Annotated in this window: 21 protein-coding genes; 12 read left to right on the top strand and 9 right to left on the bottom strand. The window is 68.4% G+C overall.

Annotated features, from left to right (window positions below; all coding sequences use genetic code 11):
* Positions 1-12: 12 nt before the first annotated feature.
* Genes kdpA through AC5P9L_RS16985 form a run of 5 tightly spaced genes read left to right on the top strand, consistent with a single transcriptional unit; the run spans position 13 to position 7,828 of the window.
* Positions 13-1,722 carry a potassium-transporting ATPase subunit KdpA gene (gene kdpA, locus AC5P9L_RS17005; RefSeq protein WP_099473509.1) on the top strand — a complete coding sequence of 570 codons (1,710 nt, stop codon included), beginning with the start codon at positions 13-15 and terminating at the stop codon, positions 1,720-1,722.
* Between the two features lie 10 nt (positions 1,723-1,732).
* On the top strand, positions 1,733-3,790 hold the full coding sequence (gene kdpB / locus AC5P9L_RS17000; protein WP_043035171.1) for a potassium-transporting ATPase subunit KdpB: 2,058 nt from the start codon (positions 1,733-1,735) through the stop codon (positions 3,788-3,790).
* Positions 3,787-4,437, top strand: coding sequence for a potassium-transporting ATPase subunit KdpC (gene kdpC, locus AC5P9L_RS16995; RefSeq protein ID WP_043035172.1), 651 nt, complete (start codon positions 3,787-3,789; stop codon positions 4,435-4,437). Before kdpB ends, kdpC begins: the two co-directional genes overlap by 4 nt.
* 36 nt (positions 4,438-4,473) lie before the next feature.
* Entirely contained in the window at positions 4,474-7,134 is a 2,661-nt protein-coding gene (locus tag AC5P9L_RS16990) for an ATP-binding protein (protein ID WP_012478919.1), read from the top strand.
* On the top strand, positions 7,115-7,828 hold the full coding sequence (locus tag AC5P9L_RS16985) for a response regulator transcription factor (protein ID WP_005412001.1): 714 nt from the start codon (positions 7,115-7,117) through the stop codon (positions 7,826-7,828). Before AC5P9L_RS16990 ends, AC5P9L_RS16985 begins: the two co-directional genes overlap by 20 nt.
* Positions 7,829-8,144: 316 nt before the next feature.
* Here AC5P9L_RS16985 and AC5P9L_RS16980 read toward each other — a convergent pair whose 3' ends face one another.
* The 3 genes from AC5P9L_RS16980 to coaBC are packed head-to-tail and all read right to left on the bottom strand — an operon-like array spanning position 8,145 to position 12,232.
* Positions 8,145-10,487, bottom strand: coding sequence for a phosphomannomutase/phosphoglucomutase (locus AC5P9L_RS16980; protein ID WP_049459890.1), 2,343 nt, complete (start codon positions 10,485-10,487; stop codon positions 8,145-8,147).
* A gap of 12 nt (positions 10,488-10,499) precedes the next feature.
* Entirely contained in the window at positions 10,500-10,973 is a 474-nt protein-coding gene (gene dut, locus AC5P9L_RS16975; protein ID WP_005411999.1) for a dUTP diphosphatase, read from the bottom strand.
* Positions 10,970-12,232, bottom strand: coding sequence for a bifunctional phosphopantothenoylcysteine decarboxylase/phosphopantothenate--cysteine ligase CoaBC (coaBC, locus tag AC5P9L_RS16970; RefSeq protein WP_005411998.1), 1,263 nt, complete (start codon positions 12,230-12,232; stop codon positions 10,970-10,972). The genes dut and coaBC overlap by 4 nt, the downstream gene beginning before the upstream one ends.
* 228 nt (positions 12,233-12,460) lie before the next feature.
* Here coaBC and AC5P9L_RS16965 point away from each other — a divergent pair, with 228 nt between their 5' ends.
* The 4 genes from AC5P9L_RS16965 to AC5P9L_RS16950 all read left to right on the top strand — a co-directional run bounded on the left by AC5P9L_RS16965 (position 12,461) and on the right by AC5P9L_RS16950 (position 16,584).
* Positions 12,461-13,087 carry a response regulator gene (locus tag AC5P9L_RS16965; RefSeq protein ID WP_033834997.1) on the top strand — a complete coding sequence of 209 codons (627 nt, stop codon included), beginning with the start codon at positions 12,461-12,463 and terminating at the stop codon, positions 13,085-13,087.
* 69 nt (positions 13,088-13,156) lie between these two features.
* Positions 13,157-13,861: a RadC family protein gene (radC, locus tag AC5P9L_RS16960; RefSeq protein WP_005407759.1), complete on the top strand. Its 705-nt coding sequence runs from the start codon at positions 13,157-13,159 to the stop codon at positions 13,859-13,861.
* A gap of 113 nt (positions 13,862-13,974) precedes the next feature.
* Positions 13,975-15,663, top strand: a complete 1,689-nt coding sequence (gene argS, locus AC5P9L_RS16955) for an arginine--tRNA ligase (RefSeq protein WP_012478915.1) — start codon at positions 13,975-13,977, stop codon at positions 15,661-15,663.
* 21 nt (positions 15,664-15,684) lie between these two features.
* A complete protein-coding gene (locus tag AC5P9L_RS16950) occupies positions 15,685-16,584 on the top strand; it encodes an SPOR domain-containing protein (RefSeq protein WP_088436379.1) in 900 nt (299 codons plus the stop codon).
* Between the two features lie 89 nt (positions 16,585-16,673).
* On the opposite strand, the gene AC5P9L_RS16945 is transcribed toward AC5P9L_RS16950, so the two are convergent.
* Both AC5P9L_RS16945 and AC5P9L_RS16940 read right to left on the bottom strand, forming a co-directional pair.
* Positions 16,674-17,426, bottom strand: coding sequence for an SDR family NAD(P)-dependent oxidoreductase (locus AC5P9L_RS16945; protein ID WP_005411994.1), 753 nt, complete (start codon positions 17,424-17,426; stop codon positions 16,674-16,676).
* A gap of 99 nt (positions 17,427-17,525) precedes the next feature.
* Positions 17,526-18,014 carry a hypothetical protein gene (locus tag AC5P9L_RS16940; protein WP_005407755.1) on the bottom strand — a complete coding sequence of 163 codons (489 nt, stop codon included), beginning with the start codon at positions 18,012-18,014 and terminating at the stop codon, positions 17,526-17,528.
* Between the two features lie 83 nt (positions 18,015-18,097).
* Here AC5P9L_RS16940 and AC5P9L_RS16935 point away from each other — a divergent pair, with 83 nt between their 5' ends.
* Entirely contained in the window at positions 18,098-18,565 is a 468-nt protein-coding gene (locus AC5P9L_RS16935; protein WP_005411992.1) for a YehS family protein, read from the top strand.
* Here the strand turns inward: AC5P9L_RS16935 and AC5P9L_RS16930 are convergent.
* Entirely contained in the window at positions 18,534-19,421 is an 888-nt protein-coding gene (locus AC5P9L_RS16930) for a LysR family transcriptional regulator (protein ID WP_005407753.1), read from the bottom strand. The genes AC5P9L_RS16935 and AC5P9L_RS16930 overlap by 32 nt on opposite strands.
* A gap of 143 nt (positions 19,422-19,564) precedes the next feature.
* On the opposite strand from AC5P9L_RS16930, the gene AC5P9L_RS16925 reads away from it, so the two are divergent.
* Complete coding sequence (locus AC5P9L_RS16925) at positions 19,565-20,713, top strand: MFS transporter (protein WP_333482945.1); 1,149 nt, start codon at positions 19,565-19,567, stop codon at positions 20,711-20,713.
* Here AC5P9L_RS16925 and AC5P9L_RS16920 read toward each other — a convergent pair.
* Positions 20,710-21,408, bottom strand: coding sequence for a TorF family putative porin (locus tag AC5P9L_RS16920; RefSeq protein ID WP_033833600.1), 699 nt, complete (start codon positions 21,406-21,408; stop codon positions 20,710-20,712). The two genes, AC5P9L_RS16925 and AC5P9L_RS16920, sit on opposite strands and share 4 nt — an antisense overlap.
* Positions 21,409-21,538: 130 nt before the next feature.
* On the opposite strand from AC5P9L_RS16920, the gene AC5P9L_RS16915 reads away from it, so the two are divergent.
* Entirely contained in the window at positions 21,539-21,976 is a 438-nt protein-coding gene (locus AC5P9L_RS16915) for a DUF6165 family protein (RefSeq protein WP_423159926.1), read from the top strand.
* A gap of 7 nt (positions 21,977-21,983) precedes the next feature.
* Here AC5P9L_RS16915 and AC5P9L_RS16910 read toward each other — a convergent pair whose 3' ends face one another.
* Entirely contained in the window at positions 21,984-22,655 is a 672-nt protein-coding gene (locus AC5P9L_RS16910) for a response regulator transcription factor (protein ID WP_005407749.1), read from the bottom strand.
* A 190-nt stretch (positions 22,656-22,845) separates the two neighbouring features.
* Positions 22,846-23,418, bottom strand: coding sequence for an OmpO family porin (locus AC5P9L_RS16905; protein WP_005407747.1), 573 nt, complete (start codon positions 23,416-23,418; stop codon positions 22,846-22,848).
* Positions 23,419-23,422: the final 4 nt, after the last annotated feature.

The raw sequence follows: 23,422 nt of genomic DNA, 5'->3' as shown, positions 1-23,422 counted from the left end.
GCGGAGCCGGCCATGACTGAGATGCTTGTGATTATTGCCGCCAGCCTGCTGCTGGCGTGGCCGCTGGGCCTGTACCTGGCGCGCGTGATGCGCGGCACGCCGATGAAGGTCGACGTGCTGTTCCACTGGATCGAGAAGCCGCTGTACAAGGTGCTTGGCGTCGATCCATCGCGCGCCATGTCCTGGCGCGGCTATGTGCTGGCCTTCGTGCTGAGCAACGTGGTGGTCGCGGTGCTGACCCAGGCGGTGTTCATGACCCAGGCCTGGTTGCCGTTGAACCCGGACCAGATCCCGAACATGCGCTGGGACACCGCGCTGCACACGATGATCTCGTTCCTGACCAACACCAACCAGCAGCACTATTCGGGCCAAGCGCAGCTGTCCTACTTCTCGCAGATGACCGGCATCACCGGCCTGCAGGTGGTGACGCCGATGATGGGCCTGGCGCTGGCGGTGGCGACGCTGCGCGCGTTGTTCTCGCGTGCGCCGCAGGCTGCGGCGGCCACCGGCAGCGGCGATGACCGCCAGGTGGCGGTGGGCAACTACTACGTGGACGTGGTGCGCCTGTGCGTGCGCTTCCTGCTGCCGCTGTGCCTGGTGTGGACGCTGGTGCTGACCAGTCAGGGCGTGCCGTCGACGATGGCCGGTGGGCCACAGGCCACGCCGATCGATGCCAGCGCTGGCATGGCCGAACAGAAACTGCCGTTGGGACCGGTGGCGGCGATGGTCGCGGCCAAGCAGCTGGGCGCCAACGGCGGCGGCTGGTATGGCCCGAACAGCAGCTTCCCGCTGGAGAACCCGACGCCGCTGTCGAACGCGCTGGAGATCGTCGGCATCCTGCTGGTGCCGATGGCGGTGATCTTCATGATCGGCGCGTTCACCGGCCGGCGCCGCTTCGGCGCCCTGGTGTTCAGCTGCATGCTGGGCATGTCGCTGCTGTCCACCGGCGCGATGATGTGGAGCGAAGGGCATAGCGCCAGCGCCGCCACCCCGCTGCTGATGGAAGGCAAGGAAGTGCGCTTCGGCGCCGATGGCACTGCGCTGTGGGCGGCGGTGACCACCCAGGTCTCCAACGGCTCGGTCAACGGCATGCACGATTCGCTGGCGCCGCTGAGTGGCGGCATCGCGATGGTCAACATGCTGGTCAGCGCGATCTGGGGCGGCATCGGTTGTGGCCTGCAGCAGTTCATCGTGTACCTGCTGCTGGGTGTGTTCCTGGCCGGGTTGATGACCGGGCGCACGCCGGAACTGTTCGGCCGCAAGCTGGAGACGCCACAGGTGCGCCTGCTGGCCCTGCTGGTGCTGCTGCAGCCGATCACCCTGCTGGTGTTCACCGCGATCACCCTGGCCGTGCCCGGCCTGGCGGGCACCTCCAATCCCGGCTTCCATGGCATCAGCCAGGTGTTCTACGAGTATGTCTCGGCCTATGCCAACAACGGTTCGGGCTTCGAAGGGCTGGGAGACGCCACGCTGTGGTGGAACCTGAGCTGCTCGCTGGTGCTGCTGCTGGGCCGCTTCCCGCTGCTGATCATCCCGCTGGTGGTGGCTGCACAGCTGGCTGCCAAGCGCCAGGCGCCGGAGTCTGCCGGCAGCCTGCAGATCGAAACGCCGACCTTCGCCCTGACCCTGGTCTCGGTGATCGTCATCCTGACCGTGCTGCAGTTCATGCCGGCGCTGGTACTCGGCCCGATCGCCGACCACCTGAGCCTGGGACTGCACTGAGGACACCGCAATGAGTACCCATGCAAGTTCAACCCGTAGTTCCCTCGCACCGCGCCCTGCCCTGCTGGATGGCGCAGGCCTGCGCCGTGCCCTGGTCGAGGCAGTGCGCAAGCTGTCGCCGATGCATCTGGTGCGCAGCCCGGTGATGGCGGTGGTGATGGCCGGCACGATCGTGGCCGCGATCGTCACCCTGACCGGCAATGCGCCGCTGGGCTTTGGCCTGGCGGTGACCGCGATCCTGCTGGTGACCGTGCTGTTCGGCAATTTCGCCGAAGCCGTGGCCGAAGCACGTGGCCGTGGCCAGGCCGCATCGCTGCGCCGCGCCCGCCAGGACCTGGTGGCGCGCCGCCTGGCCGCACCGCAGCCGGGTGCCGCGGAAACCCAGCTGCCAGCCGCCGAGCTGCGCCCGGGCGACCATGTGATCGTCAGCGCCGGTGAGCTGGTACCGGCCGATGGCGAGATCGTGCAGGGCCTGGCCACCATCAACGAAGCAGCGGTGACCGGCGAATCGGCACCGGTGCTGCGCGAGGCCGGTACCGACCGTTCCGGTGTGATCGGCGGAACCAAGGTGCTGTCCGACCAGATCATCGTGCGGGTGACCGCCGAGCCGGGCCACAGCTTCCTGGACCGGATGATCGCGCTGGTGGAAGGCGCCAACCGGCAGAAGACGCCGAACGAGATCGCACTGACCCTGCTGCTGGCGGCGATGACGCTGACCTTCCTGGTGGTGGTGGCGACGCTGCCGGCCATTGGCGCAGCGGTAGGCGTGCAGGTTGACCCGCTGCTGCTGATCGCGCTTCTGGTCTGCCTGATCCCGACCACCATCGGCGGCCTGCTGCCGGCCATCGGCATCGCCGGCATGAACCGCGCGTTGGCCGCCAACGTGCTGGCCAAGTCGGGCAAGGCGGTGGAAGTCGCGGGAGACGTGGACGTGCTGCTGCTGGACAAGACCGGCACCATCACCTACGGCGACCGCCAGGCCAGCCACTTCCATCCGTTGGCCGGTATCGATGCCAGCCAGCTGCGTGAAGCGGCGCTGTTGTCCTCGCTGGCCGACCCGACCCCGGAAGGCAAGTCGATCGTGCGCCTGGCGCGCGAACAGGGCTGCGCCACCGCCGAACCGGACCACGCCGAGTACCTGGCGTTCAGTGCGCAGACCCGCATGTCCGGCGTGGATCTTGAACATGGGCGGCAGATCCGCAAGGGTGCCGCCGATGCGATCCGTGCCCACGTACAGGCGCTGGGCGGCAATGTACCGGCTGAACTGGCCGGCCGCGTCGAGCAGGTCGCACGCAACGGTGCCACCCCGCTGGTGGTGGCCGAGGGCCGCCACGTGCTGGGCGTGATCGAACTGTCGGACGTGGTCAAGCACGGCATGCGCGAGAAGTTCGCGCAGCTGCGGGCGATGGGCATCCGCACGGTGATGATCACCGGCGACAACCCGCTGACCGCCGCCGCGATCGCTGCCGAAGCCGGTGTCGACGACTACATCGCCGAGGCGCGACCGGAAGACAAGCTGGCGCGCATCCGCCAGGAGCAGGCCGGTGGCCGCCTGGTGGCGATGGTCGGTGACGGTACCAACGACGCCCCGGCACTGGCCCAGGCCGACATCGGCCTGGCGATGAACTCCGGTACGCAGGCGGCGAAAGAGGCCGGCAACATGGTCGACCTCGATTCGGACCCGGCCAAGCTGCTGGCAGTGGTGGAAGTAGGCAAGCAGCAGCTGATCACCCGCGGCGCGCTGACCACCTTCTCGCTGGCAAACGACGTCTCCAAGTACTTCGCGATCCTGCCGGCGCTGTTCGCCGCGGCCGTTCCGACCATGGCTGCCTTGAACGTGATGCAGCTGTCGAGCCCGCGCAATGCGGTGCTGGCGGCGCTGATCTTCAACGCCCTGGTGATTCCCGCCCTGATCCCGCTCGCCCTGCGTGGCGTGCGCTTCCGCCCGGCCACCGCAACGGCGCTGCTGCGCCGGAACATGCTGGTGTACGGCCTCGGCGGCGTGCTGCTGCCGTTCGCAGCGATCAAGGTGATCGACCTCCTTCTTGTCCTGGTATTCGGCGCATGAACCGTTCTGCTTCCACCTCCACTTCCCTGTCCCGCGAACCGAAGGCCGAGGCCCGGGTGGCCAGCCTGCAGGACGGCGCCAGCTGGCGCCCGGCGATCGGCCTGGGCCTGGCCACCCTGCTGCTGGCCGGTGCGGTCTACGCCGGCATCGCCACCGGCTTCGCCGGCCTGGCCTACCCGACCCAGGCCGAGGGCAGCCTGCTGCGCGATGGCAGCGGTCAGGTGCGCGGCTCGGCGTGGCTGTCGCAGCCGTTCGCCGGTGACGGCTACTTCCAGGCACGTCCGTCGGCGGCCAACTACGACCCGATGGCGGCAGCCGGTTCCAACCTGGCGCGCAGCAACCCGGCGCTGGCCGAGCGTGTTGCCGCCAGCACCGCGGCGGTGGCCGCACGCGAAGGCGTTGCCCCGGCGCAGGTTCCTGCGGACCTGGTCACCCAGTCCGCCGGCGGCCTGGATCCTCAGCTGTCACCGGCTGCAGCGCAGTTGCAGGTAGCTCGCGTGGCGCGTGCCCGTGGCCTGCCGGTGGAACGCGTGCAGGCACTGGTGCAGGCGCATACCGAAGGTCGCCAGTGGGGCCTGTTCGGCCAGCCGCGGGTGAACGTGGTGACGCTGAACTTCGCGCTGGACCACGCGGCCAAGGCGCCGTGATGCCGGCCTGCACCGGCTGCGCGCACAATGGCACCCATGACTGATGCGCGTACCCGCCAGGCCGATGCCCTGGTCGAAGGCCTGCAACGCGAAGCCGGCGGCAAGCTGACCGTGTTCCTCGGCGCGGCGCCGGGCGTGGGCAAGACCTACGCCATGCTGACCCGCGCGCAGGAACAGCTGCGTCGCGGCGTCGACCTGGTGGTCGGGTTGGTGGAAACCCATGGCCGTGCCGATACCCAGGCGCTGCTGGAGGGGCTGCCACAGCTGCCGCTGAAGGACGTGGCCTACCACGGCCATGCCCTGCAGGAGATGGACCTGGATGCCGTGCTCGCACGGCATCCGGCCTTGGTGCTGGTGGACGAACTGGCCCATCGCAATGCACCCGGCAGCCGCCACGAACGGCGCTGGCAGGATGTGATGGAGCTGCTGGACGCCGGCATCGACGTCTGGACCACGGTCAACATCCAGCATCTGGAAAGCCTCAATGACGTGGTGATGCGCATCACCGGCGTACGCGTGAGCGAGACCGTGCCGGATGGGGTGCTCGACCGCCTGCACGACATCGTGCTGGTCGACCTGCCGCCGCGCGAGCTGATCGCGCGCCTGCAGCAGGGCAAGGTCTATGTGCCCGAACAGGCCGCGCAGGCGCTGCAGGCGTTCTTCTCGCCGGCCAACCTCACCGCACTGCGCGAGCTGGCCATGCAGGAGGCCGCCGACCGCGTCGACAGCAGCCTGCGTGAAGCGCGCGCCGCGCGCGGCGAGAGCAACCTGCCACTGCGTCGTGGCGTGCTGGTGGCCATTGATGGCGGCGGTCAGAGCGAGTACCTGGTGCGGGTGGCGCGGCGCATCGCCGAACGCCGCGATGCGCCGTGGACGGTGGTGACCGTGCAGGGCCGACGCCAGGACGAGGCGACCCGGCGCGAGATCGATGCTGCGTTCGCCCTGGCACGCCGCCTCGGCGGCGACGCCGAACTGCTGCATGGATCGAGCATCGCCGATGCCCTGCTCGATCACGCCGCGCACAACGGCGTGTCGACCCTGGTGCTCGGCCGGACCCGCGAACGTCCACTGGCGCGGATGTTCAACCGCACCCTGACCCAGCAGCTGATCCAGCGCGGCGCGCATTACGAGATCACCATCATCAGCACCCCGCAGGCACGTGCGCGCTCGCGCCGCGAGGGCCTGCTGCCGCCGATGCGCGGCATCAGCTACGAACCGGTGCAGGCGCTGATCGCCACCGCGCTGGCCTGTGCGGTGGCATGGCTGGCCGAACGCTGGGTCGGCATGGCCGACCTGTCGATGGTGTTCATCGTGGCGGTGGTGCTGGTGGCCGCACGCACGCGCGCCAGCGTGGCGGTGATGGCGGCGATCCTGTGCTTCCTCGCCTACAACTTCCTGTTCATCGCACCGCGCTTCACCTTCGCCATCGGCGCGCGCCAGGGCGTGATCACCGTGTTCCTGTTCCTGGCCGCCGCGCTGGTGGCCGGACGCCTGGCCTCGCGCCTGCGCATGCAGGTGATTGCGCTGCGTGCGGCGAATCGACATGCGCGTGCGCGCCAGCAGCTGGGACGGCAGCTGGCCAGCGCGGCCGGCAACGGCGAGGTGGCGCAGGCGGGTCGGCATGCACTGGAACAGGCCATGGACGTTCCAGCGTGGCTACGGATCGGCGCCGATACCGCAACCGGTGGCCGCAGCCAGCCGGGCGATACCGACTTGGCCGCCGCCGATTGGGCACTGCGCCACGGCCAGCCGAGCGGGCGCTTCACCGACACCCTGGCCGGTGCGCAATGGTGGTTCCTGCCGCTGCTGGATGGCGAAGACCGCGCCATCGGCGTGGCGGGCCTTTACCTGCCCGGCGCACAGGCGCGCCTGCTGCCCGAGCAGCGGCAGCTGGCCGAGGCGATGGTCGATGACATCGCCCAGGCCGCGCTGCGCACGCGGCTGGTGGCCGAACTGGAGCAGGCCCACGTCAGCAACGAGACCGAGCGGCTGCGCTCGGCCCTGCTCTCTTCGGTGTCACACGACCTGCGCTCGCCGCTGGCGGCGATGATCGGTTCGGCCGACAGCCTGGCCAGCTACGGTGCGGCGATGGATACGGCTGATCGCCGTGCCCTGCTGGACACCATTCTGGTCGAAGGCGAGCGGCTGGACCGCTACATCCAGAACCTGCTGGACATGACCCGGCTCGGCCACGAAGGGTTGAAGATCAACCGCGACTGGATCGGCGTGGACGAGCTGATCGGCTCGGCGGCGCGGCGCCTGCAGCGCTACCAGCCCAAGGTGCGGCTGGAGCTGGATATTCCGGCCACGCTCGCGCCGATCTGGGTACACCCGGCGCTGGTTGAACAGGCGGTGTTCAACGTGATGGAAAACGCGGCCAAGTTCTCGCCACCCGATGCCGCCGTGCAGGTGCAGGCGCGCGAACTGGACGGACAGCTGCGCATCGATGTGATCGATGCCGGCCCCGGCATTCCCGATGACGAGCGCGCGCGCATCTTCGACATGTTCTACAGCGTCGAGCGCGGCGACCGTGGCCGCCACGGCACCGGCCTGGGCCTGACCATCTGCCAGGGCATGGTCGGTGCGCATGGCGGCAGCGTGCAGGCGCTGCCCGGACGCGACGGTCGCGGTACCCTGATCCGCATCACCCTGCCCCTGCTCAAGCCAGCCTCCCACGATGAGCCCGACTCCGATTGACGCCAGCGCGCCGGCCCCGCGCGTGCTGGTGATCGATGATGAAACCCAGATCCGCCGGTTCCTGGACATCAGCCTGCGCGCGCAGGGCTACCAGGTGCGGCAGGCGGCCACCGGCCAGGAAGGCCTGCAGCTGGCGGCCAGCGAGGACATGGACCTGGTGATCCTGGACATCGGCCTGCCGGACATGGAAGGCCACGAGGTGCTGGAGCAGCTGCGGCAGTGGAGCCAGGTGCCGGTGATCATGCTGACCGTGCGCGCCGGCGAGGCCGAGAAGGTGCGGGCGCTGGACACCGGCGCCAATGACTACGTGACCAAGCCGTTTGGCACGCAGGAACTGATGGCACGGGTACGTGCGCTGCTGCGCACGCGCAGTGTGCCCAGCGACGGCACACCGCCGGTGTTCGACGACGGCCATCTGCATGTGGATCTGGTGCGCCGTGAAGTGGCACTCGATGGCGAGCCGGTGGCACTGACCCGCAAGGAGTACGCGCTGCTGTCGCTGCTGCTGCGCAATGCCGGGCGGGTGGTGACCCAGCCGCAGATCCTCCAGGAAATCTGGGGCCCGACCCACCAGCACGACACCCATTACCTGCGCATCCTGGTCGGCAAGCTGCGGCACAAGCTGGGCGATTCAGCGCTGGATTCACGCTACCTGTTCACCGAGCCGGGCGTGGGCTTGCGTTTCAAGGGGTAATAGATCCACGCCATGCGTGGATGGACATCATCGAAGCCGGAAGAGCATCCACGCATGGCGTGGATCTACCGTGTCGACCAAGGTCGACACCCACCAGCAGCGGTCCATGCCGTTCCGACAGATCGCGGAAATCTGTCGAAGGCGGGGTGGGTCCGGTTGCGGGGGCGTGAGCCGCATGGATGCGGCGACCGAGCTTACATGGACGTACTTGCAGCGTCCCCCGTAACCGGACCCACCCCGCATCCCTCGGATAGCCGGCCTTTGACGTTGACGTTGACGTTGATTCGGCGGGTGCCGGGCGCAGCCCGGCCTCACCTCAGAACCCCAGCGGGGTGTCGCCCAGCACCGGCTGCAGCTGGCTGCGGAACAACGCCTGGATGCGTTCCAGTGCCGCCTCGTCGTTGCCCTCGAAGCGCAGCACCAGCACCGGCGTGGTATTGGAAGCACGCACCAGCCCCCAGCCATCGGGGAAGTCCACGCGCAGGCCGTCGATGGTCGACAGGCGGCCGCCCACATAGGGGTTGTCCGGCGACTGTGCCGCCGCCACCAGCATCGCCACCAGCGCATGCGGCGTGCCTTCGGCCACCGGCACCTTCAGTTCCGGCGTGGCCACCATCTCCGGCAGCTCGGCCAGCACCTCGTCCGGGGCTTCCTCGCGCTGCGCCAGGATCTCCAGCAGTCGCGCGGCGGCATACAGGCCATCGTCGAAACCGAACCAGCGCTCCTTGAAGAAGAAGTGGCCGCTCATCTCGCCGGCCAGCTCGGCATCGGTCTCGCGCATCTTCGCCTTCATCAGCGAGTGCCCGGTCTTCCACATCAACGGGCTGCCACCATTGCGCAGCACGTGATCGGACAGCTTGCCGGTGCACTTCACGTCGTAGATCACCATCGCGCCGGGGTTGCGCATCAGCACGTCGGCGGCGAACAGCATCAGCAGGCGGTCGGCATAGATGATCCTGCCTTCGCCGGTGACCACGCCCAACCGGTCTCCGTCGCCATCGAAGGCGACGCCGAGGTCGGCGCCGAAGCGCTTGACCGTCTGCACCAGGTCTTCCAGGTTGGCCGGCTCGCTCGGGTCGGGATGATGGTTGGGGAAGGTACCGTCGACATCGCAGTACAGCGGGATGACTTCGGCGCCGATGGCTTCCAGCAGCTGTGGTGCAAGCGCACCGGCGACGCCGTTGCCGGCATCGGCCACGACCTTCAACGGGCGGTCCAGCTGCACGTCGTCGGCGATGCGCTGGATGTAGTCGGCACTGACATCGCGCTGCTGGTAATCGCCCGGCTCGGCCGCCTGCGCCAGGCGCCCCTCGACGATGCGCTGGTAGAGATCGGTGATGGCATCGCCTGACAGCGTCTCGCCGCCGATGACCACCTTGAAGCCGTTGTACTCGGGCGGGTTATGACTGCCGGTGACCGCCACGCAGGTGCCGGTACGCAGGTGGAAGGCAGCGTAATAGACGACCGGCGTCGGTGCCAGGCCGATGTCGATCACCGCGCAACCGGTGCGACGCAGGCCCTCGGCCAATCCCGCAGCCAGTTCCGGGCCGGACAGGCGGCCATCACGGCCGATCACCACCTCGCGCAGGCCCTGTTCCAGCGCCACGGTACCGATGGCCTGGCCGATCAGCGCGGCGGTCTTCGGCGTCAGTTCGCTGCCGACCACGCCACGGATGTCGTAGGCGCGGAAGATGCCGGCGGCCAGTTCCCCGGCAGGGACCGGTGGTGGCGGCGGCGCAGTGTCCGCGGCGCTGGCGGCGGCCACCGGTGGCGGCGCCATCTGCAGGCTCTCGCTCAGGGTCGGGCCATGATCCGCTTCCGCCACGGCCGCACGGCGCGGCAAAGGCAGCGACTTCGGCAGCCGGCCGCGACCCACCACCAGCAGCACGGCGATGAACGCCAGCAGCAGCGCGACGATGGCACTGGCCAGCGAACCCAGGCCCAGCGGACCCGCTTCGACATTCGGTACGGCGGCCACCAGCCGCAACGGCGTGCCCGGAACCGGGCGCGCCAGCGCTTCGGCGCTCTCGGCCAGGCCAGCGTCGCCCTGGGCAACGAGGTCATGCGTGCCTTGGCGCAGGCCCAGGAAACCGGTGGACGGGGCGCTCACCTGGTCCAGCGGCGAGGTCAGCCGCAGCAATGGCTGGCGCACGTAGAGCACTGCCGGGCCAAGGCTGCCCAGCTGCACCGGAGCCGCCAGACCCAGGCGATTGCCACCTGCATCGCGGACCACGCGCAGGCCAGGCTTGCCCTCGGCCAGCGCTTGTTCCAGCAGGGCCAGGCGTGCGTAGCCGAAGGTGGCCGGGTCGGCATAGGCCGTGGCCAGATCGGCGGTCAGCACGTCAGCCTGCTCCACGCCGGTCCAGCTCTCGCGCACGGCCAGCGCCGCTGCCGCGGCGTCACCGGCCTGCAGTGCCTGCTGCACGCGTTCGTTCTTCAACTGCTGCTGCAGCTGCTTCAGCTGGCCGGCTGCCGCCTCCTGCAAGCCCTGCACGGCCTGGTCACGCGCTTCTTCCAGCGCCTGGCCGTTGGCCTCCTGCCGCCATTGCTGCACCGCGCTCCATCCGAACCAGCCGGCCAGCAGGACCAGCAGCACCCCCAGTAGTGGCGCACTGCGTCCCAACGACCGTTCCCGCTGCCCTTCCCCGATGCCGCTCATCAATGTCCCCCGTCAACGCACCCCGGTATGGCCGAATCCACCCGTTCCCCGCACGCTGTCGGTGAAAGTATCCACCACCTGCAGGCTGACGCGGGCAATCGGCACGACCACCAGCTGCGCGATGCGATCGCCCGGCTCGATGGTGAAGGCCTCGCGGCCACGGTTCCAGACGCTGATCAGCAACGGGCCCTGGTAATCGGCGTCGATCAGGCCGGTGCCGTTGCCGAGCACGATGCCGTGGCGGTGGCCCAGCCCGGAACGCGGCAGGATCACCGCGCACAGGTGCGGATCAGCGATATGGATGGCCAGGCCGCTGGGCACCAGCGCGGTGTCGCCCGGCTGCAGGGTCAGCGCGGTATCCAGCGCCGCGCGCAGGTCCATGCCGGCGCTGGCTTCGGTGGCGTAGGCGGGCAGCGGCCAGCTGTCGCCGAAACGCGGATCAAGCAGCTTGACCTGCAGCGGTTGGGAAGTGAAAGCCTGGGTCATGCCTGGAGTCTCCGCGCGATCAGCGCCAGCAGTTGTTCGGCCAGCTCGCGCTTGGAGGTGGCCGGGAATACCTGTTCACCGTCCTGCCAGAAGGCCGTGGCGGCATTGTTGTCGCTCTCGAAACCGCCGCCACTGATGCCGACCTGGTTGGCGATCACCAGGTCCAGGCGCTTGTCGACCAGCTTGCCACGCGCATATTTCTCCACGTCGTGGGTCTCGGCGGCGAAGCCGACCACCAGCTTCAGCGACTGCGTCTGTGCAGCGACTTCGGCGAGGATGTCCGGCGTGCGCACCAGCTCGATCACCAGCGACTGGCTGTCGGCGGTCTTCTTCAGCTTCTGCGGCGCGACCTGGCGTGGCGTGTAGTCGGACACCGCGGCGGCACCGATATAGATGTCGGCCGGCAACGACTTCAGCACGGCATCGCGCATCTGCGCGGCCGAGCGCACGTCCACGCGCTGCACGCCGGCTGGCGTCGGCAGCTGTACCGGACCGCTGACCAGCACCACCTGGGCGCCCATCGTCGCGGCGGCCGCGGCCAGGGCAAAGCCCATCTTGCCGCTGCTGCGGTTGCCGACGTAGCGCACCGGATCGATGTCTTCATAGGTCGGGCCAGCGCTGATCAGCAGGCGAAGGCCCTGCAGCGCGCGGGTTTCCGGTGCGACAACCGCCGCTGCAGCACTGCCATTGGCAGCCAGCGCGGCAACGATGTCGCCCGGTTCGGCCAGACGGCCGGGACCGGATTCGCCTTCGGCCAGCGGCCCGTCGACCGGGCCGATCACCTGCGCGCCGCGCTGGCGCAGCAGGGCGATGTTGGCCTGGGTGGCCGGATGCAGCCACATGCGGTGGTTCATCGCCGGGCAGATCGTCAGCGGCGCGGTACTGGCCAGGCACAGGGTGCTGACCAGATCATCGGCGTGGCCCTGGGCCAGCCGGGCCAGCAGATCGGCGGTACCCGGGGCGACCACGATGCGGTCGGCCCAGCGGGCCAGCTCGATGTGGCCCATGGCCTGTTCGGCCGCGCTGTCCCACAGCGTGGTGCGGGTGGGCTGCCCGGACAGGGCCTGGAAACTGAGCGGAGTGACGAACTGCTGTGCTCCGGCGGTCATCGCCACCTGCACCTGGGCACCGGCGTCGCGCAGGCGCCGCACCAGTTCCAGGGCCTTGTAGGCCGCGATCCCGCCTCCGACGCACAACAGCAGTTTCTGACCTTCCAGCGCGCGGGCCGGCGCGGGGGAAGCGTTGGGGGAGTCAGCCACCTGGAATTCCTGTGCAAACGAGGGCGCTAGCTTACCCGATGGTCGGTAATGTCCCGGTGCAGGGCGCACATAGCGGGCGGCTATCAGCAGATGGAGTCCGTCTCCGTTGACCCGGGATTCACCCGGTACCAGTTTCGGACCTTTCCTATACCTCTACGGGTCTGCGCTTTTGCAGAATCAGGCATTGGCTGCCGCCCGCCGTGGCCTGTCCGACCTTCGAGGAGCCGCGTGCATCCGCGCATCATCATCGCCGACGACCATCCCGTGGTCCTGCATGGCATCCGTATCGTGCTGCAGACCTACCTGATGGACATCGTCGGCAGTGCGCGCGACGGCGCCCAGCTGCTGGAGCTGGTGGATCACCACGACTGCGATGCGGTGCTGACCGACCTGTCGATGCCGGGTGCCGGTCCGGACGGTCCGGAGCTGATCGACGCGCTGCGCATGCGCCGCCCTGGCCTGCCGGTGGTGGTGCTGACCGGCGCCCGCCATCCCGGCCTGCTGGACAGCCTGCTGCGGGAGGGTATCAGTGGCCTGGTCGACAAGTGCGCCGATTTCGCCGAACTGCCCCACGCGCTGAACGCCGCGCTGGCCGGGCAGGTATTCGTCTCCCAACAGCTGCGCCACCACCTGCAGGCGCGCGACCTGCTGTTTCCACGTCAGCCGGCGCCGTTGTCGGCACGCGAACAGGAAGTGCTGGAGCTGCTGGCAGCCGGCCTCAGCGTGAACGAAGTCGCCGAGCGCTGCGGGCGCAGCCCGAAGACCATCAGCCGGCAGAAGGCCGAAGCCAAGCGCAAGCTGGGCCTGCAGAACAACCAGGAACTGTTCGACTACCTGCAGACCCGGCGCGGCTGAGGCAACCTCCGACCCCAGTCCGCGGCATGCCCCGATGGGAGCCACCGCAAGGTCTGGCGATGATGGGCCATGCCCATCCATGACTGGCCCGAACAGGAACGCCCCCGCGAGAAGCTGATCGCGCGCGGGCCCACGGCACTTTCCGACGCCGAACTGCTGGCCCTGTTTCTCGGCTCCGGGTTCGGTGGCCGCGATGCCGTGCAGACCGCGCGCGACCTGCTGCAGGCGCACGGCCCGTTGCGGGTACTGCTCGACCGCCCCGCAGCCGAGCTCGCCCGCCTGCCCGGGCTCGGCCCGGCACGCAGTTGCACGCTTGCTGCCGGGCTGGAACTGGCCCATCGCTACTTGGCGGCCGAGCTGGAGCACGGCGAGGCGGTTGGCAACAATCCGGCGGCGGTCGGCCGCTACCTGCAGCACCGGCTGCGTGGCCAGGCCCGCGAGGTCTTCATGGCCCTGTTCCTGGACAACCGCCACCGCCTGATCGCCTGTGAAGAGCTGTTCCACGGCACCATCAACGCCGCACCGGTCTACCCCCGCGAAGTGGTGCGGCGCGCCCTGCTGCACAACGCGGCGGCGGTGATCCTCAGCCACAACCACCCTTCCGGCGATCCGGAACCCTCCAGCGCCGATACCCGCATCACCGACGAACTGCAGCAGGCGCTGGCGATGGTGGACGTGCGCCTGCTGGACCACTTCGTGGTCGGCGAGGGCCGTCCCGTTTCATTTGCTGAACGGGGTCTGCTATCCCCGCCCCAGCCGCGGCTGTTCGGCTGAGCGCGGCCCTTCAGGCGCCATCGGCCGCCCCCACAGGCATGTTCTGGTCAGCGTGGGCGCGGGTATCTGCGCTAAAATGGGCGATTCCGCCGCTCATTCTCACAGCAGGCCTCGTGAAAAATCTCCTCCGCGCCCTGATCAGCCAAGGCATCGAAGCCTTGCGCGCCAATGGCACCCTGCCCGCCGACTCCCTGCCGCCGGACTTCGTGGTCGAGCGCCCGAAGACCCGCGACCACGGCGACTTCGCCACCAACGCCGCGATGCTGCTGGCCAAGGCCGCGCGCAGCAATCCGCGCGCACTGGCGCAGGCGCTGGTCGAGGCGCTGCCGCGCAGCGAGGACGTGAGCAAGGTCGAGATCGCCGGCCCCGGCTTCATCAACTTCCACCTGGCCCCGGCCGCGTACCAGCGCGAAGCCGCGTCGGTCATCAAGGAAGCCCACGACTACGGCCGCAACCTGTCCGGCAATGGCCGCACGGTGGGCGTGGAGTACGTGTCGGCCAACCCGACCGGCCCGCTGCATGTCGGCCATGGCCGCGCGGCAGCGATCGGCGACTGCGTGGCGCGCGTGCTCGATGCCAACGGCTGGAACGCCAAGCGTGAGTTCTACTACAACGACGCCGGCGTGCAGATCGAGAACCTGGCGCTGTCCACCCAGGCACGGATCAAGGGCATCGCGCCGGACCAGGACGGCTGGCCGGAAGGTGGCTACCGCGGCGAGTACATCGCCGACGTCGCACGCGCCTACATGGCCGGCGCCAGCGTCGACCTGGAAGGCAGCACCGTGGTCGGCGCCAAGGACCCGGACGACATGCAGGCGATCCGCCGCTTCGCCGTGGCCTACCTGCGCAACGAGCAGAACCTGGACCTGGCCGCGTTCGGCGTCGACTTCGACATCTATTTCCTGGAAAGCTCGCTGTACGCCGACGGCAAGGTAGCCGAAGCGGTGGCCAAGCTGCAGGCGTCGGGTCATACCTATGAAGAAGGTGGCGCGCTGTGGCTGCGCAGCACCGACTTCGGTGACGACAAGGACCGCGTGATGCGCAAGTCCGACGGCACCTTCACCTACTTCGTGCCCGACGTGGCCTACCACCTGTCCAAGTGGCAGCGCGGCTACGAGCGCGCGATCACCGAGCTGGGCGCCGACCACCACGGCTCGCTGGCCCGCGTGCGCGCCGGCCTGCAGGCGATGGAAGTGGGCATCCCGCAGGGCTGGCCGGAATACGTGCTGCACCAGATGGTCACCGTCATGCGTGGCGGCGAGGAAGTGAAGCTGTCCAAGCGTGCCGGCAGCTACTTCACCCTGCGCGACCTGATCGAGGAAGCCGGCCGCGATGCCACCCGCTGGTTCCTGATCGCGCGCAAGCCCGATTCGCAGCTGACCTTCGACATCGACCTGGCCCGCCAGCAGAGCAACGACAACCCGGTGTTCTACGTGCAGTACGCGCATGCCCGCGTCTGCAGCCTGCTGCGCCAGGCACAGGAGAAGGGCCTGGTGTACGAGCAGGGCAACGGCCTGGCCAACCTCGGCCGCCTGGCCGACGACGCCTCGCTGCTGCTGATGAACGAGATCTCGCGCTATCCGGAAGTGGTGGAAGCGGCCGGCGTGGCGCTGGAACCGCATCTGGTGGCGCAGTACCTGCGTGAATTGGCGCACGCGTTCCACACGTGGTATCACGGGACGCCGGTGCTGGTGGAAGATGCCGCCGATCGCAACGCCAAACTGACCCTGGCCTGTGCGGCGCGCCAGGTACTGGCCAATGGCCTCGAACTCCTGGGCGTCAGCGCCCCGGAAAAAATGTAAGCATCAGGAGACGCAGTACACATGGCAGCACGACGCGGCAAAAGCCAGGCACGACGCAACAGCGGCAGCCAGGGCACCCCCGGATGGGTGTGGCTGGTGGCCGGTGTAGCGATCGCGGCCGTGGTGTTCCTGGCGGCGCCGAACCTGTTCAAGGGCGAGGGCGATGGCTTCCTGCGCGCCGGTCCGCAGCCGAACCCGAACGCGCAGCCGGCCCCGGTCGCCGATGCCGACAGCGATGTCGGTACCCAGCCAGCCGCGCAGCCGGCTGCGCCGAAGCAGGCCGAACCGGAAAAGCCGGCCGCCACCCAGTACGACTTCTACACCCTGCTGCCGGGCAAGGAAGTCGAGATGTCCGACGCCGAACTGGCCGCCAGCGCGCGTGCCGAAGACCAGCGCCGGGCCAAGGCCGAAGCACAGCGCGCGCAGGCGGCACTGGAAGGCAAGCCGGTTCCGCCGGCGACCACGACCGCACCGGCACCGGCGGCCACCGCCAGCGTGTCCAGCACCGCGCAGGTGACCGCCACCAGCCGTCCGCTGCCGGCACCGCTGAGTGAACGTCCGGCTGCGGCAACGCCGCCGGCCAGCACGGCCTCGACCAGCACCGCCGCCGCCACGCCGGCAGCGCGCGCGGAAACCGCAACGGCAACGGCGGGTACCCCGGCCACTGCCGCACCCGCGGCCGCCGACAACGCCCGCTATATCCTGCAGGCAGGCGCCTTCGGCGCCTCCGGCGATGCCGAAGCAACCAAGGCCAAGCTGGCGATGATGGGACTTGCGGCACGCGTGGAGTCAGCACAGATCAACGGCAAGACCGTGTACCGCGTGCGCATGGGGCCGTATGGCAGTGCCGGTGAACTGTCCGAAGCCAAGCAGAAGCTGGATGGCACCGGCCTGCAGGCGATGGCGATCAAGGCCCAGTAAGCCTGCCGCTGTGAATGAAAAAGCCGGGCATTGCCCGGCTTTTTCTTGTTTCTGCAGAGTCGAGCCATGCTCGACTCTACAAACGGCGGTCAGCCTTCGCGGGCGACCTGGAAACCGGCGAAGGACTGGCTGACCGGCATCAGTTCCAGGCGATTGATGTTCAGGTGCGGCGGCAGGCTGGCCACCCAGAAGATCTGTTCGGCGATGTCTTCGGCGGTCATCGGGTTGGCGCCGTTGTAGAGCTTGTCCGACGCCGCCTGGTCGCCGTGGGTGCGCACCACGGTGAACTCGGTTTCAGCCATGCCTGGCTCGATCGTGGTCACGCGCACGCCGGTGCCGTGCAGGTCCGAACGCAGGCCCAGCGAGAACTGGCTGACGAAAGCCTTGGTGCCACCGTAGGCGTTGCCACCCGGGTACGGGTAGACGCCGGCCACCGACGAAATATTGATGATCGCGCCCTTGCGCTCCACCAGCTGCGGCAGCAGGCGGTGGGTCAGGGTCACCAGCGCGGTGATGTTGGTGTCGATCATCGTGGTCCAGTCCGACAACTTGGCGCTCTGTGCCGGCGCGGTGCCCTGCGCCAGGCCGGCGTTGTTGACCAGCAGATCGATCTCGCCAAAGGCCGGCGGCAGTGCCAGCAGCGCCGCTTCCATCGCAACCGGATCGCGGATGTCGAAGGCGGCGGCATGCACCACGTCCTTGCCGTAGCGATCGACCAGCGGCTGCAGGCGTTCGCCGCGGCGGCCCGTGGCGATCACTTTCCAGCCGGCCTGGGCGAAGCGGTGGACGGCGGCGGCGCCGAAGCCGGACGTGGCGCCGGTAATCAGGACAGTGCGGGTCATCAGGCAACTCCAGGGGGAAAAACCGGACGCCCATTCTGGCACCGTCGGCCCGCCCTTGCGTTGTCGATGCCGGCTGACCACGCCCGAGGCGTGCGCGGCTCAGCGCACGCGGAATACCCGGGCCTTGGGCAGGTCTTCGTCGACCTGCAGGAACCAGCGCCCGGCAATTCCTGGAACAACGGCGATCTGCGGCGACTGCAGCACCTTGCGCAGCTTCATCTGCCCCTTCATCACCTGCCATTGCTGGCCGTTATCAAGGGTGAACAGCGTGCCGGGCTGCCAGCCTGCGACCTCTCCGACCACGCGTGCATTGACCGGTCCTTCTTCCAGGCCCAGATGCATTGCTGCCGGTGCCGGCACATTGGCAGGCAGCGGCGCAGCGGCGGGGGCCACCGCTGCCGTCGGCCCGGTGGCCGCGCGCTCTGCCTCGCGCAGTACCCGGTTCAGCGCCTGCAACTGCGCTGGACTGAGCCCGACCTCGGCCAGTTGAGATGCACTCAGGCGCCGCTCGACGGGTACGAAGCGGTCCTGGGCGAAGGCAGCGAAGCTGCTGGCGAGCAGCAGTGCGGAAAACAGATACCGGCGCATGCAAGGGTCTCAGCGAACGAGTGCCCACGATGCTGCAGTTCGATGACAGTCCGGTGACACGCCAGGGGCCGGTACAATGGGCCATGATCAACAACGATGTCCTGCGCAGCGTGCGCTATTCCCTGGACCTGGGCGACCACCACGTGGTGACCCTGTGCCAGATGGCCGACCCGGCCTTCGCCGTGGATCCCGAACAGGTGAAGGCCTGGCTGCGCCGCGAGGACGAAGCCGGCTTCGAAGCGATGAGCGACAGCGCGCTGGCGCACTTCCTCGATGGCCTGATCGTGCACCTGCGCGGTCGCGACGAGAGCCAGCCGCAGCGCGCGGTGGAAACCCGCATCGACAACAACCTGGTGCTGAAGAAGCTGCGCGTGGCGTTCCAGCTGCGCGACGTCGATCTGATGGAAATCTTCGCCAGCGCCGGTTTCAACGTCTCCAAGTCGGAAGTCGGTGCGCTGTTCCGCCAGCCCGGGCACACCAACTACCGGCGTTGCCTGGACCAGATGCTGCGCAACTTCCTCAAGGGCCTGAGCCTGCGCCTGCGCGGCTGAGCACGGCCTCGACGAACGCCCGCGCCGCCGGTGTCGGCAGCCGCTGCCAGACCAGGTGCACGCGGCGGGTCGGGGTTGGCTGCAGCGGAATCCGCACCACGCCCTGGAAGCCTTCGGCAATCAGCGCCGGCACGATGCCAACCGCCAGACCATGGCGGACGAAGCGCTCGACCAGTTCCATCAGGTTGACCTCGAAACGCACTGTGTGCGGCAGGCCAGCGGCGACGAAAGCATCGTCGGTCTGCCGCCGCGCACCGGTGCCGCGCGGGAAGTCGACCAGCGCCTCGTCCTGCAATTCGGTCAATGGCAGCCGCTTGCGCCGGGCCAAGCGGTGCGACGGCGCCAGCACCGCCACCAGGTCTTCTTCCTGCAGCATCTGGTGGCAGACCCCGTCCAGGCCGGCCGAGGGCGCCAACCCCACCAGTGCAACATCCAGGTCACGCGACTGCACCTGCGCGATCAGGTCCTCGCTCTTGTCCACCCGCAACTGGAATTCCACCTGCGGGTGCGCCTGCTGGAACGCGGCCAGCATCGCCACCACATCGATATCGGTCAGCGAGGAGATCTGCCCGATCGCCAGCAGCCCGCGCACCTCGCCACTGACTGCGGCCACGTCGGCGCGCAGGTGGCGCAGGCTGACCAGCACCTGGCGTGCGTGCACCAGCAGCGCCTCACCCGCTGCCGTCGCCCTCACCTGCCGCGGCAGGCGCTCGAACAGCGGCGTGCCCAGTTCCTGCTCCAGGTAGGCAATCTGGTGGCTCAACGCGGACTGCACCACATGGCAGCGTTCGGCGGCACGGGTGAAATTGCCCTCCTCGGCCAAGGCAACGGCAAACTCGAGCTGTTTGAGATTCATCCAACTATCTCGTTTCCAGATGGCATGGATGATGATGATTCATTTCCATCATGGCCGCAGCAGGTGGACACTGTGCCCCCCGCTTCCTGGAACACCGCGTGAGCCCGTCCCTCCCCCCTCTGCACCGCTGGCAGGTGCTGCTGATGTCCGTGGCTACCGGCGTGGCCGTGGCCAGCAACTACTATGCGCAGCCACTGCTGCACACCATCGCCGACGCCTTCGGCGTACCGTTCGGCCAGGTCGGCATGGTCGTTACCGCCGCGCAGCTGAGCTATGCCGCCGGCTTGATCCTGCTGGTGCCGCTGGGAGACCTGTTCGAACGCCGCCGCCTGATCGTGGTGATGAGCCTGCTGTCGGCCGGCGGGCTGGTGATCAGCGCCTGTGCACCGTCGCTGACCTGGTTGCTGGTCGGCACCGCTATCACCGGCCTGTTCTCGGTGGTGGCACAGGTGCTGGTGCCGTTCGCCGCTACGCTGGCGGCGCCGGAACATCGCGGTCGCGTGGTCGGCGCGCTGATGAGTGGCCTGCTGCTGGGCATCCTGCTGGCGCGCACCGTGGCCGGCCTGCTTTCCAGCCTGGGCGACTGGCGCCTGGTGTATGCGATCGCCGCTGCCACCCTGGTGCTGACCGCACTGGCATTGCAGCGCGGCCTGCCGCGGTTCCACCACAGCGCCGGCTTGGGCTATTTCGCATTGCTGCGCTCGATCGGCGTGCTGTTCGTGCAGGAACCGGTGCTGCGCCAGCGTACGCTGCTGGGCGCCTGCAGCTTCGCCATGTTCGCGATCTTCTGGACCCCGCTCGCGTTCCTGCTGGCACAGCCGCCGTATGCCTACAGCGACGCCACCATCGGGCTGTTCGGGCTGGTCGGTGCGGCCGGTACGCTGGCGGCCGGCCTGGCTGGCCGCATGTCCGACCGTGGCCAGACCGGGCGCGCCACCGCCATTGCACTGCTGCTGTTGCTGCTGTCGTGGCTGCCGCTGGGGCTGTCCGCACACTCGCTGCTGGCATTGCTGGTGGGCGTGGTGGTGCTGGACCTGGCCGCACAGCTGTTGCACGTCAGTAACCAGAACCTGATCTACGCACTGCAACCGGCGGCACGCAACCGCCTCAATGCCGGCTACATGACCGGCTATTTCATCGGCGGTTCGCTGGGTTCGCTGCTGTCTGCGCAGGTCTACCAGCGCTTCGGCTGGACCGGCGTATGCGTGGCCGGCGCTGCCGTGGCTGCGCTGGCCCTGCTGCTGTGGCTGCCCGGCGCGCTGCGCGCGCGCCAGGCGTCGCTGGCCGACTAGAAGCTGCCCTGCAGCGCCAGCTCCCATCGCCCACCGGCGTTGCCGGGGAACAGGCGCTTGGCTGCGCTGTCCGTGTCATGCACGGTGGCGCGCAGTTCCCATGCCGGGGTCAGCGAGGCGATGGCACTGAGCTGCCCATGCAGGTAGTCCGGGCCCTGGGCGGTGGCCAGCCAGTACTGGCCCACCGCTGCTTCCAGGCGGAGGCGTTCGTGCAACGGCACACGCACACCCAGCTGGGCATAGGTACCGCGATGGCCACCGGCCAACGCATCGTTGGAATGGGCGACCTGCAGCCAGGCGCGCTGCTTCCAGGTCACCGTGGTGTTGAGCTCGGTCCAGTCCAGCGCGCGGCCGGTGCCCGGGTACACGTAACGGGTCAGGTTGGCATCCAGGCTCCAGTCCGGTGCCAGTGCGCCGGACCAGCCCGCCACCAGGTCGAACTCGCTGCGCGCGCCATTGTCCGGCTTGAACGAAACGTTGGACCCCCACGCGCTGGCATACCAGCCCGATGGGATCGAGACCTTCGCGCCAGCCTGCACCGCCGGGTCGCCATCGCTCTGCGAGCTGCCACGCCATACGTAGTCACTGGTCAACGCCGCACTGCCACTGACCTGCACCTGTGCCTGCGCGCTGCCGATCCCGAGCAGCCCTGCCAGGGCGGCCACCAGCGCCGCCATCATCCCCTTGCTGTTCACTGCACTGTGTTCCTCGTCGAAGGCGGTCACGCCGCCGGGAACGCAGTGTCGAGGCGAGGGCCGTAACGGATCGAGGGTGCTGCCGGGCCCGTGGCGCAAATTCGGCGTAAATCCCGCGGATCGGGGCCACATGCCAGCAGCGCGGTATCATGGTGCCCTGTTTCCAGGAACCAACCGCGTGGACGCCATCCTGACCCCGGTATCGATCGGCGAGCTGATCGACAAGATCACCATTCTCCAGATCAAGGCCGAGCGCATCGACGATGCGGCCAAGCTGGCCAACGTGCGCACCGAGCTGGACGGCCTGCTGCCGTTGCTGCAGCAGCTGCTGCACGCACAACCGGCACTGGCCGCGCTGAAGCAGCAGCTGAAGGTGATCAACGAGCGCATGTGGGACATCCAGGACCAGCTGCGCGACAAGGAAGCGGCCCAGGTGTTCGACGATGCCTTCATCCAGCTGGCACGCGGTGTCTATGGCACCAATGGCGAGCGCGTGCAGGTGAAGAACGAGATCAACCGCGTGGCCGGTTCGGCCCTGGTCGAAGAAAAGCAGTACCAGGGCGAGTAACCCCGCCTCAATCAGCGTCGATCAGATGGCGGAAGCGGAACAGCTCGCCATCGTTGCGGATGCCCAGCTTGCGGTAAGCCGCTCGCTTCTGCGTGCTGATGGTGCTGGCCGCACGCCCACTGCGGCGTGCCATCTCGCCGGTGCTGCAGCCGCGCAGCACCCACTGCAGGACAGCGCGTTCGCGCGTACTCAACCGTGGTGAACGCATGGACTGCTGGCGCTGTCGGCGGGACTGGTTCAATTGTGCACGCAGCTCCGGCGGCACGAAGCGCCCGCCGCGGGCAACCACGCTCACCGCGCGCAGCAGCATCTGCGGCGCGCAGGCCTTGGACAGGAATCCGCGCGCACCGGCCTGCAGGGCCAAGGACACGACACCCGCGTTGCAGTGTGCGGACAGCACCAGGATCGGCACTGCCGGCCAATGTCGTGATACGTGCCGCAGCAGTTCCAGGCCTTCCCCGCTGTCACCGATCGGCAAGGCGTCAACCAGCAGCAGATCGATCGCAGCTGCCTGCTGCTGCAGGCGCTGCAGCAGGTCACCGCTGCGGCCATAGCTTCCATCGACCTGCAGGCCCGTCTGCCGGGCCAGCAGTTCCTGCACGCCATGCCGCAACAGTGGATGCGGATCCAGCAGCAACAAGCGGCAGGGAGAATCGCGGGGCGAGGGAAACGGGGGCATCGTTGCATTCCTGCAGGACAGGCCACTCACCCTAGGGCGCAGCCGACGCCTGCGGAATCCAATTCGTTGCAATGCCGCCCGTCCACCTCAACACGGTCAGGTAGCGTTTGCCCAGCCGGAAACGCAACAGGCCCGGCATGGGCCGGGCCTGTCGAGGCATCTTCAGCGCGCAGGCGCGCCGAGGAAGCAATTACCAGCTGAAGCGCGGGCCGACGGTGTATTCCTTGTCGCCGTGGCGGTTCATCTTCAGCTCGCCGTTCAGGCCCCAGTTCTGGTTCAGCTTGACCTGACCACCCAGGCGGCCGTACCACTGGCCGTCGATGTCGACGCCGTGCTTCTTGGCGTAGTCTTCGTAGCCGACCATGCCGTAGACCTCGGCGTGGGCACCGAAGGCGGTACGGATACCGGCTTCAGCGCTGTAGCCGTTGAAGTCCAGGCCGTGCTTGCGATCGAACTTCTGGTAGGCAACGCGGGCAACGAAGTCGGTCGACGGAGCGATTTCGACGTTGTAGCCGGCACCGACCTTCCACTGGTCAACCTTGATGTTGGTGTGGTCGACTTCCTGACGGCTGTATTCACCGAACGCGTGGAAGTTCGGCAGGAAGCCGTAGGAACCCTTGACGCCCCAGCCGTCAGCCTTGATGCCATCGACGTCGGTCTTGGCGTAGTCGGCTTCAGCGTAGTTGTACGACAGGTTCTCAGCAGCCGAAGCGGTGAACGGCAGGGCAGCGGCCAGGGCCAGAGCAATCAGCGAATTCTTCATGGGG

It is taken from the genome of Stenotrophomonas sp. YJH_SMC_64 (assembly GCF_059371375.1).
Note: the sequence above shows the minus strand (reverse complement) of the source record. Positions and strands in the feature narration are given on the sequence as shown.

Excerpts from the sequence above, each read along its gene's own strand:
- radC (WP_005407759.1), top strand. The coding sequence starts at position 13,157 with ATGCCCATCCATGACTGGCCCGAACAGGAACGCCCCCGCGAGAAGCTG.
- AC5P9L_RS16990 (WP_012478919.1), top strand. The coding sequence starts at position 4,474 with ATGACTGATGCGCGTACCCGCCAGGCCGATGCCCTGGTCGAAGGCCTG.
- AC5P9L_RS16935 (WP_005411992.1), top strand. The coding sequence starts at position 18,098 with ATGATCAACAACGATGTCCTGCGCAGCGTGCGCTATTCCCTGGACCTG.
- AC5P9L_RS16925 (WP_333482945.1), top strand. The coding sequence starts at position 19,565 with ATGTCCGTGGCTACCGGCGTGGCCGTGGCCAGCAACTACTATGCGCAG.
- AC5P9L_RS16910 (WP_005407749.1), bottom strand. The coding sequence starts at position 22,655 with ATGCCCCCGTTTCCCTCGCCCCGCGATTCTCCCTGCCGCTTGTTGCTG.
- kdpB (WP_043035171.1), top strand. The coding sequence starts at position 1,733 with ATGAGTACCCATGCAAGTTCAACCCGTAGTTCCCTCGCACCGCGCCCT.
- AC5P9L_RS16985 (WP_005412001.1), top strand. The coding sequence starts at position 7,115 with ATGAGCCCGACTCCGATTGACGCCAGCGCGCCGGCCCCGCGCGTGCTG.
- AC5P9L_RS16980 (WP_049459890.1), bottom strand. The coding sequence starts at position 10,487 with ATGAGCGGCATCGGGGAAGGGCAGCGGGAACGGTCGTTGGGACGCAGT.
- kdpC (WP_043035172.1), top strand. The coding sequence starts at position 3,787 with ATGAACCGTTCTGCTTCCACCTCCACTTCCCTGTCCCGCGAACCGAAG.
- AC5P9L_RS16945 (WP_005411994.1), bottom strand. The coding sequence starts at position 17,426 with ATGACCCGCACTGTCCTGATTACCGGCGCCACGTCCGGCTTCGGCGCC.
- dut (WP_005411999.1), bottom strand. The coding sequence starts at position 10,973 with ATGACCCAGGCTTTCACTTCCCAACCGCTGCAGGTCAAGCTGCTTGAT.
- AC5P9L_RS16915 (WP_423159926.1), top strand. The coding sequence starts at position 21,539 with ATGCCAGCAGCGCGGTATCATGGTGCCCTGTTTCCAGGAACCAACCGC.
- AC5P9L_RS16905 (WP_005407747.1), bottom strand. The coding sequence starts at position 23,418 with ATGAAGAATTCGCTGATTGCTCTGGCCCTGGCCGCTGCCCTGCCGTTC.
- AC5P9L_RS16940 (WP_005407755.1), bottom strand. The coding sequence starts at position 18,014 with ATGCGCCGGTATCTGTTTTCCGCACTGCTGCTCGCCAGCAGCTTCGCT.
- kdpA (WP_099473509.1), top strand. The coding sequence starts at position 13 with ATGACTGAGATGCTTGTGATTATTGCCGCCAGCCTGCTGCTGGCGTGG.
- AC5P9L_RS16950 (WP_088436379.1), top strand. The coding sequence starts at position 15,685 with ATGGCAGCACGACGCGGCAAAAGCCAGGCACGACGCAACAGCGGCAGC.
- AC5P9L_RS16930 (WP_005407753.1), bottom strand. The coding sequence starts at position 19,421 with ATGAATCTCAAACAGCTCGAGTTTGCCGTTGCCTTGGCCGAGGAGGGC.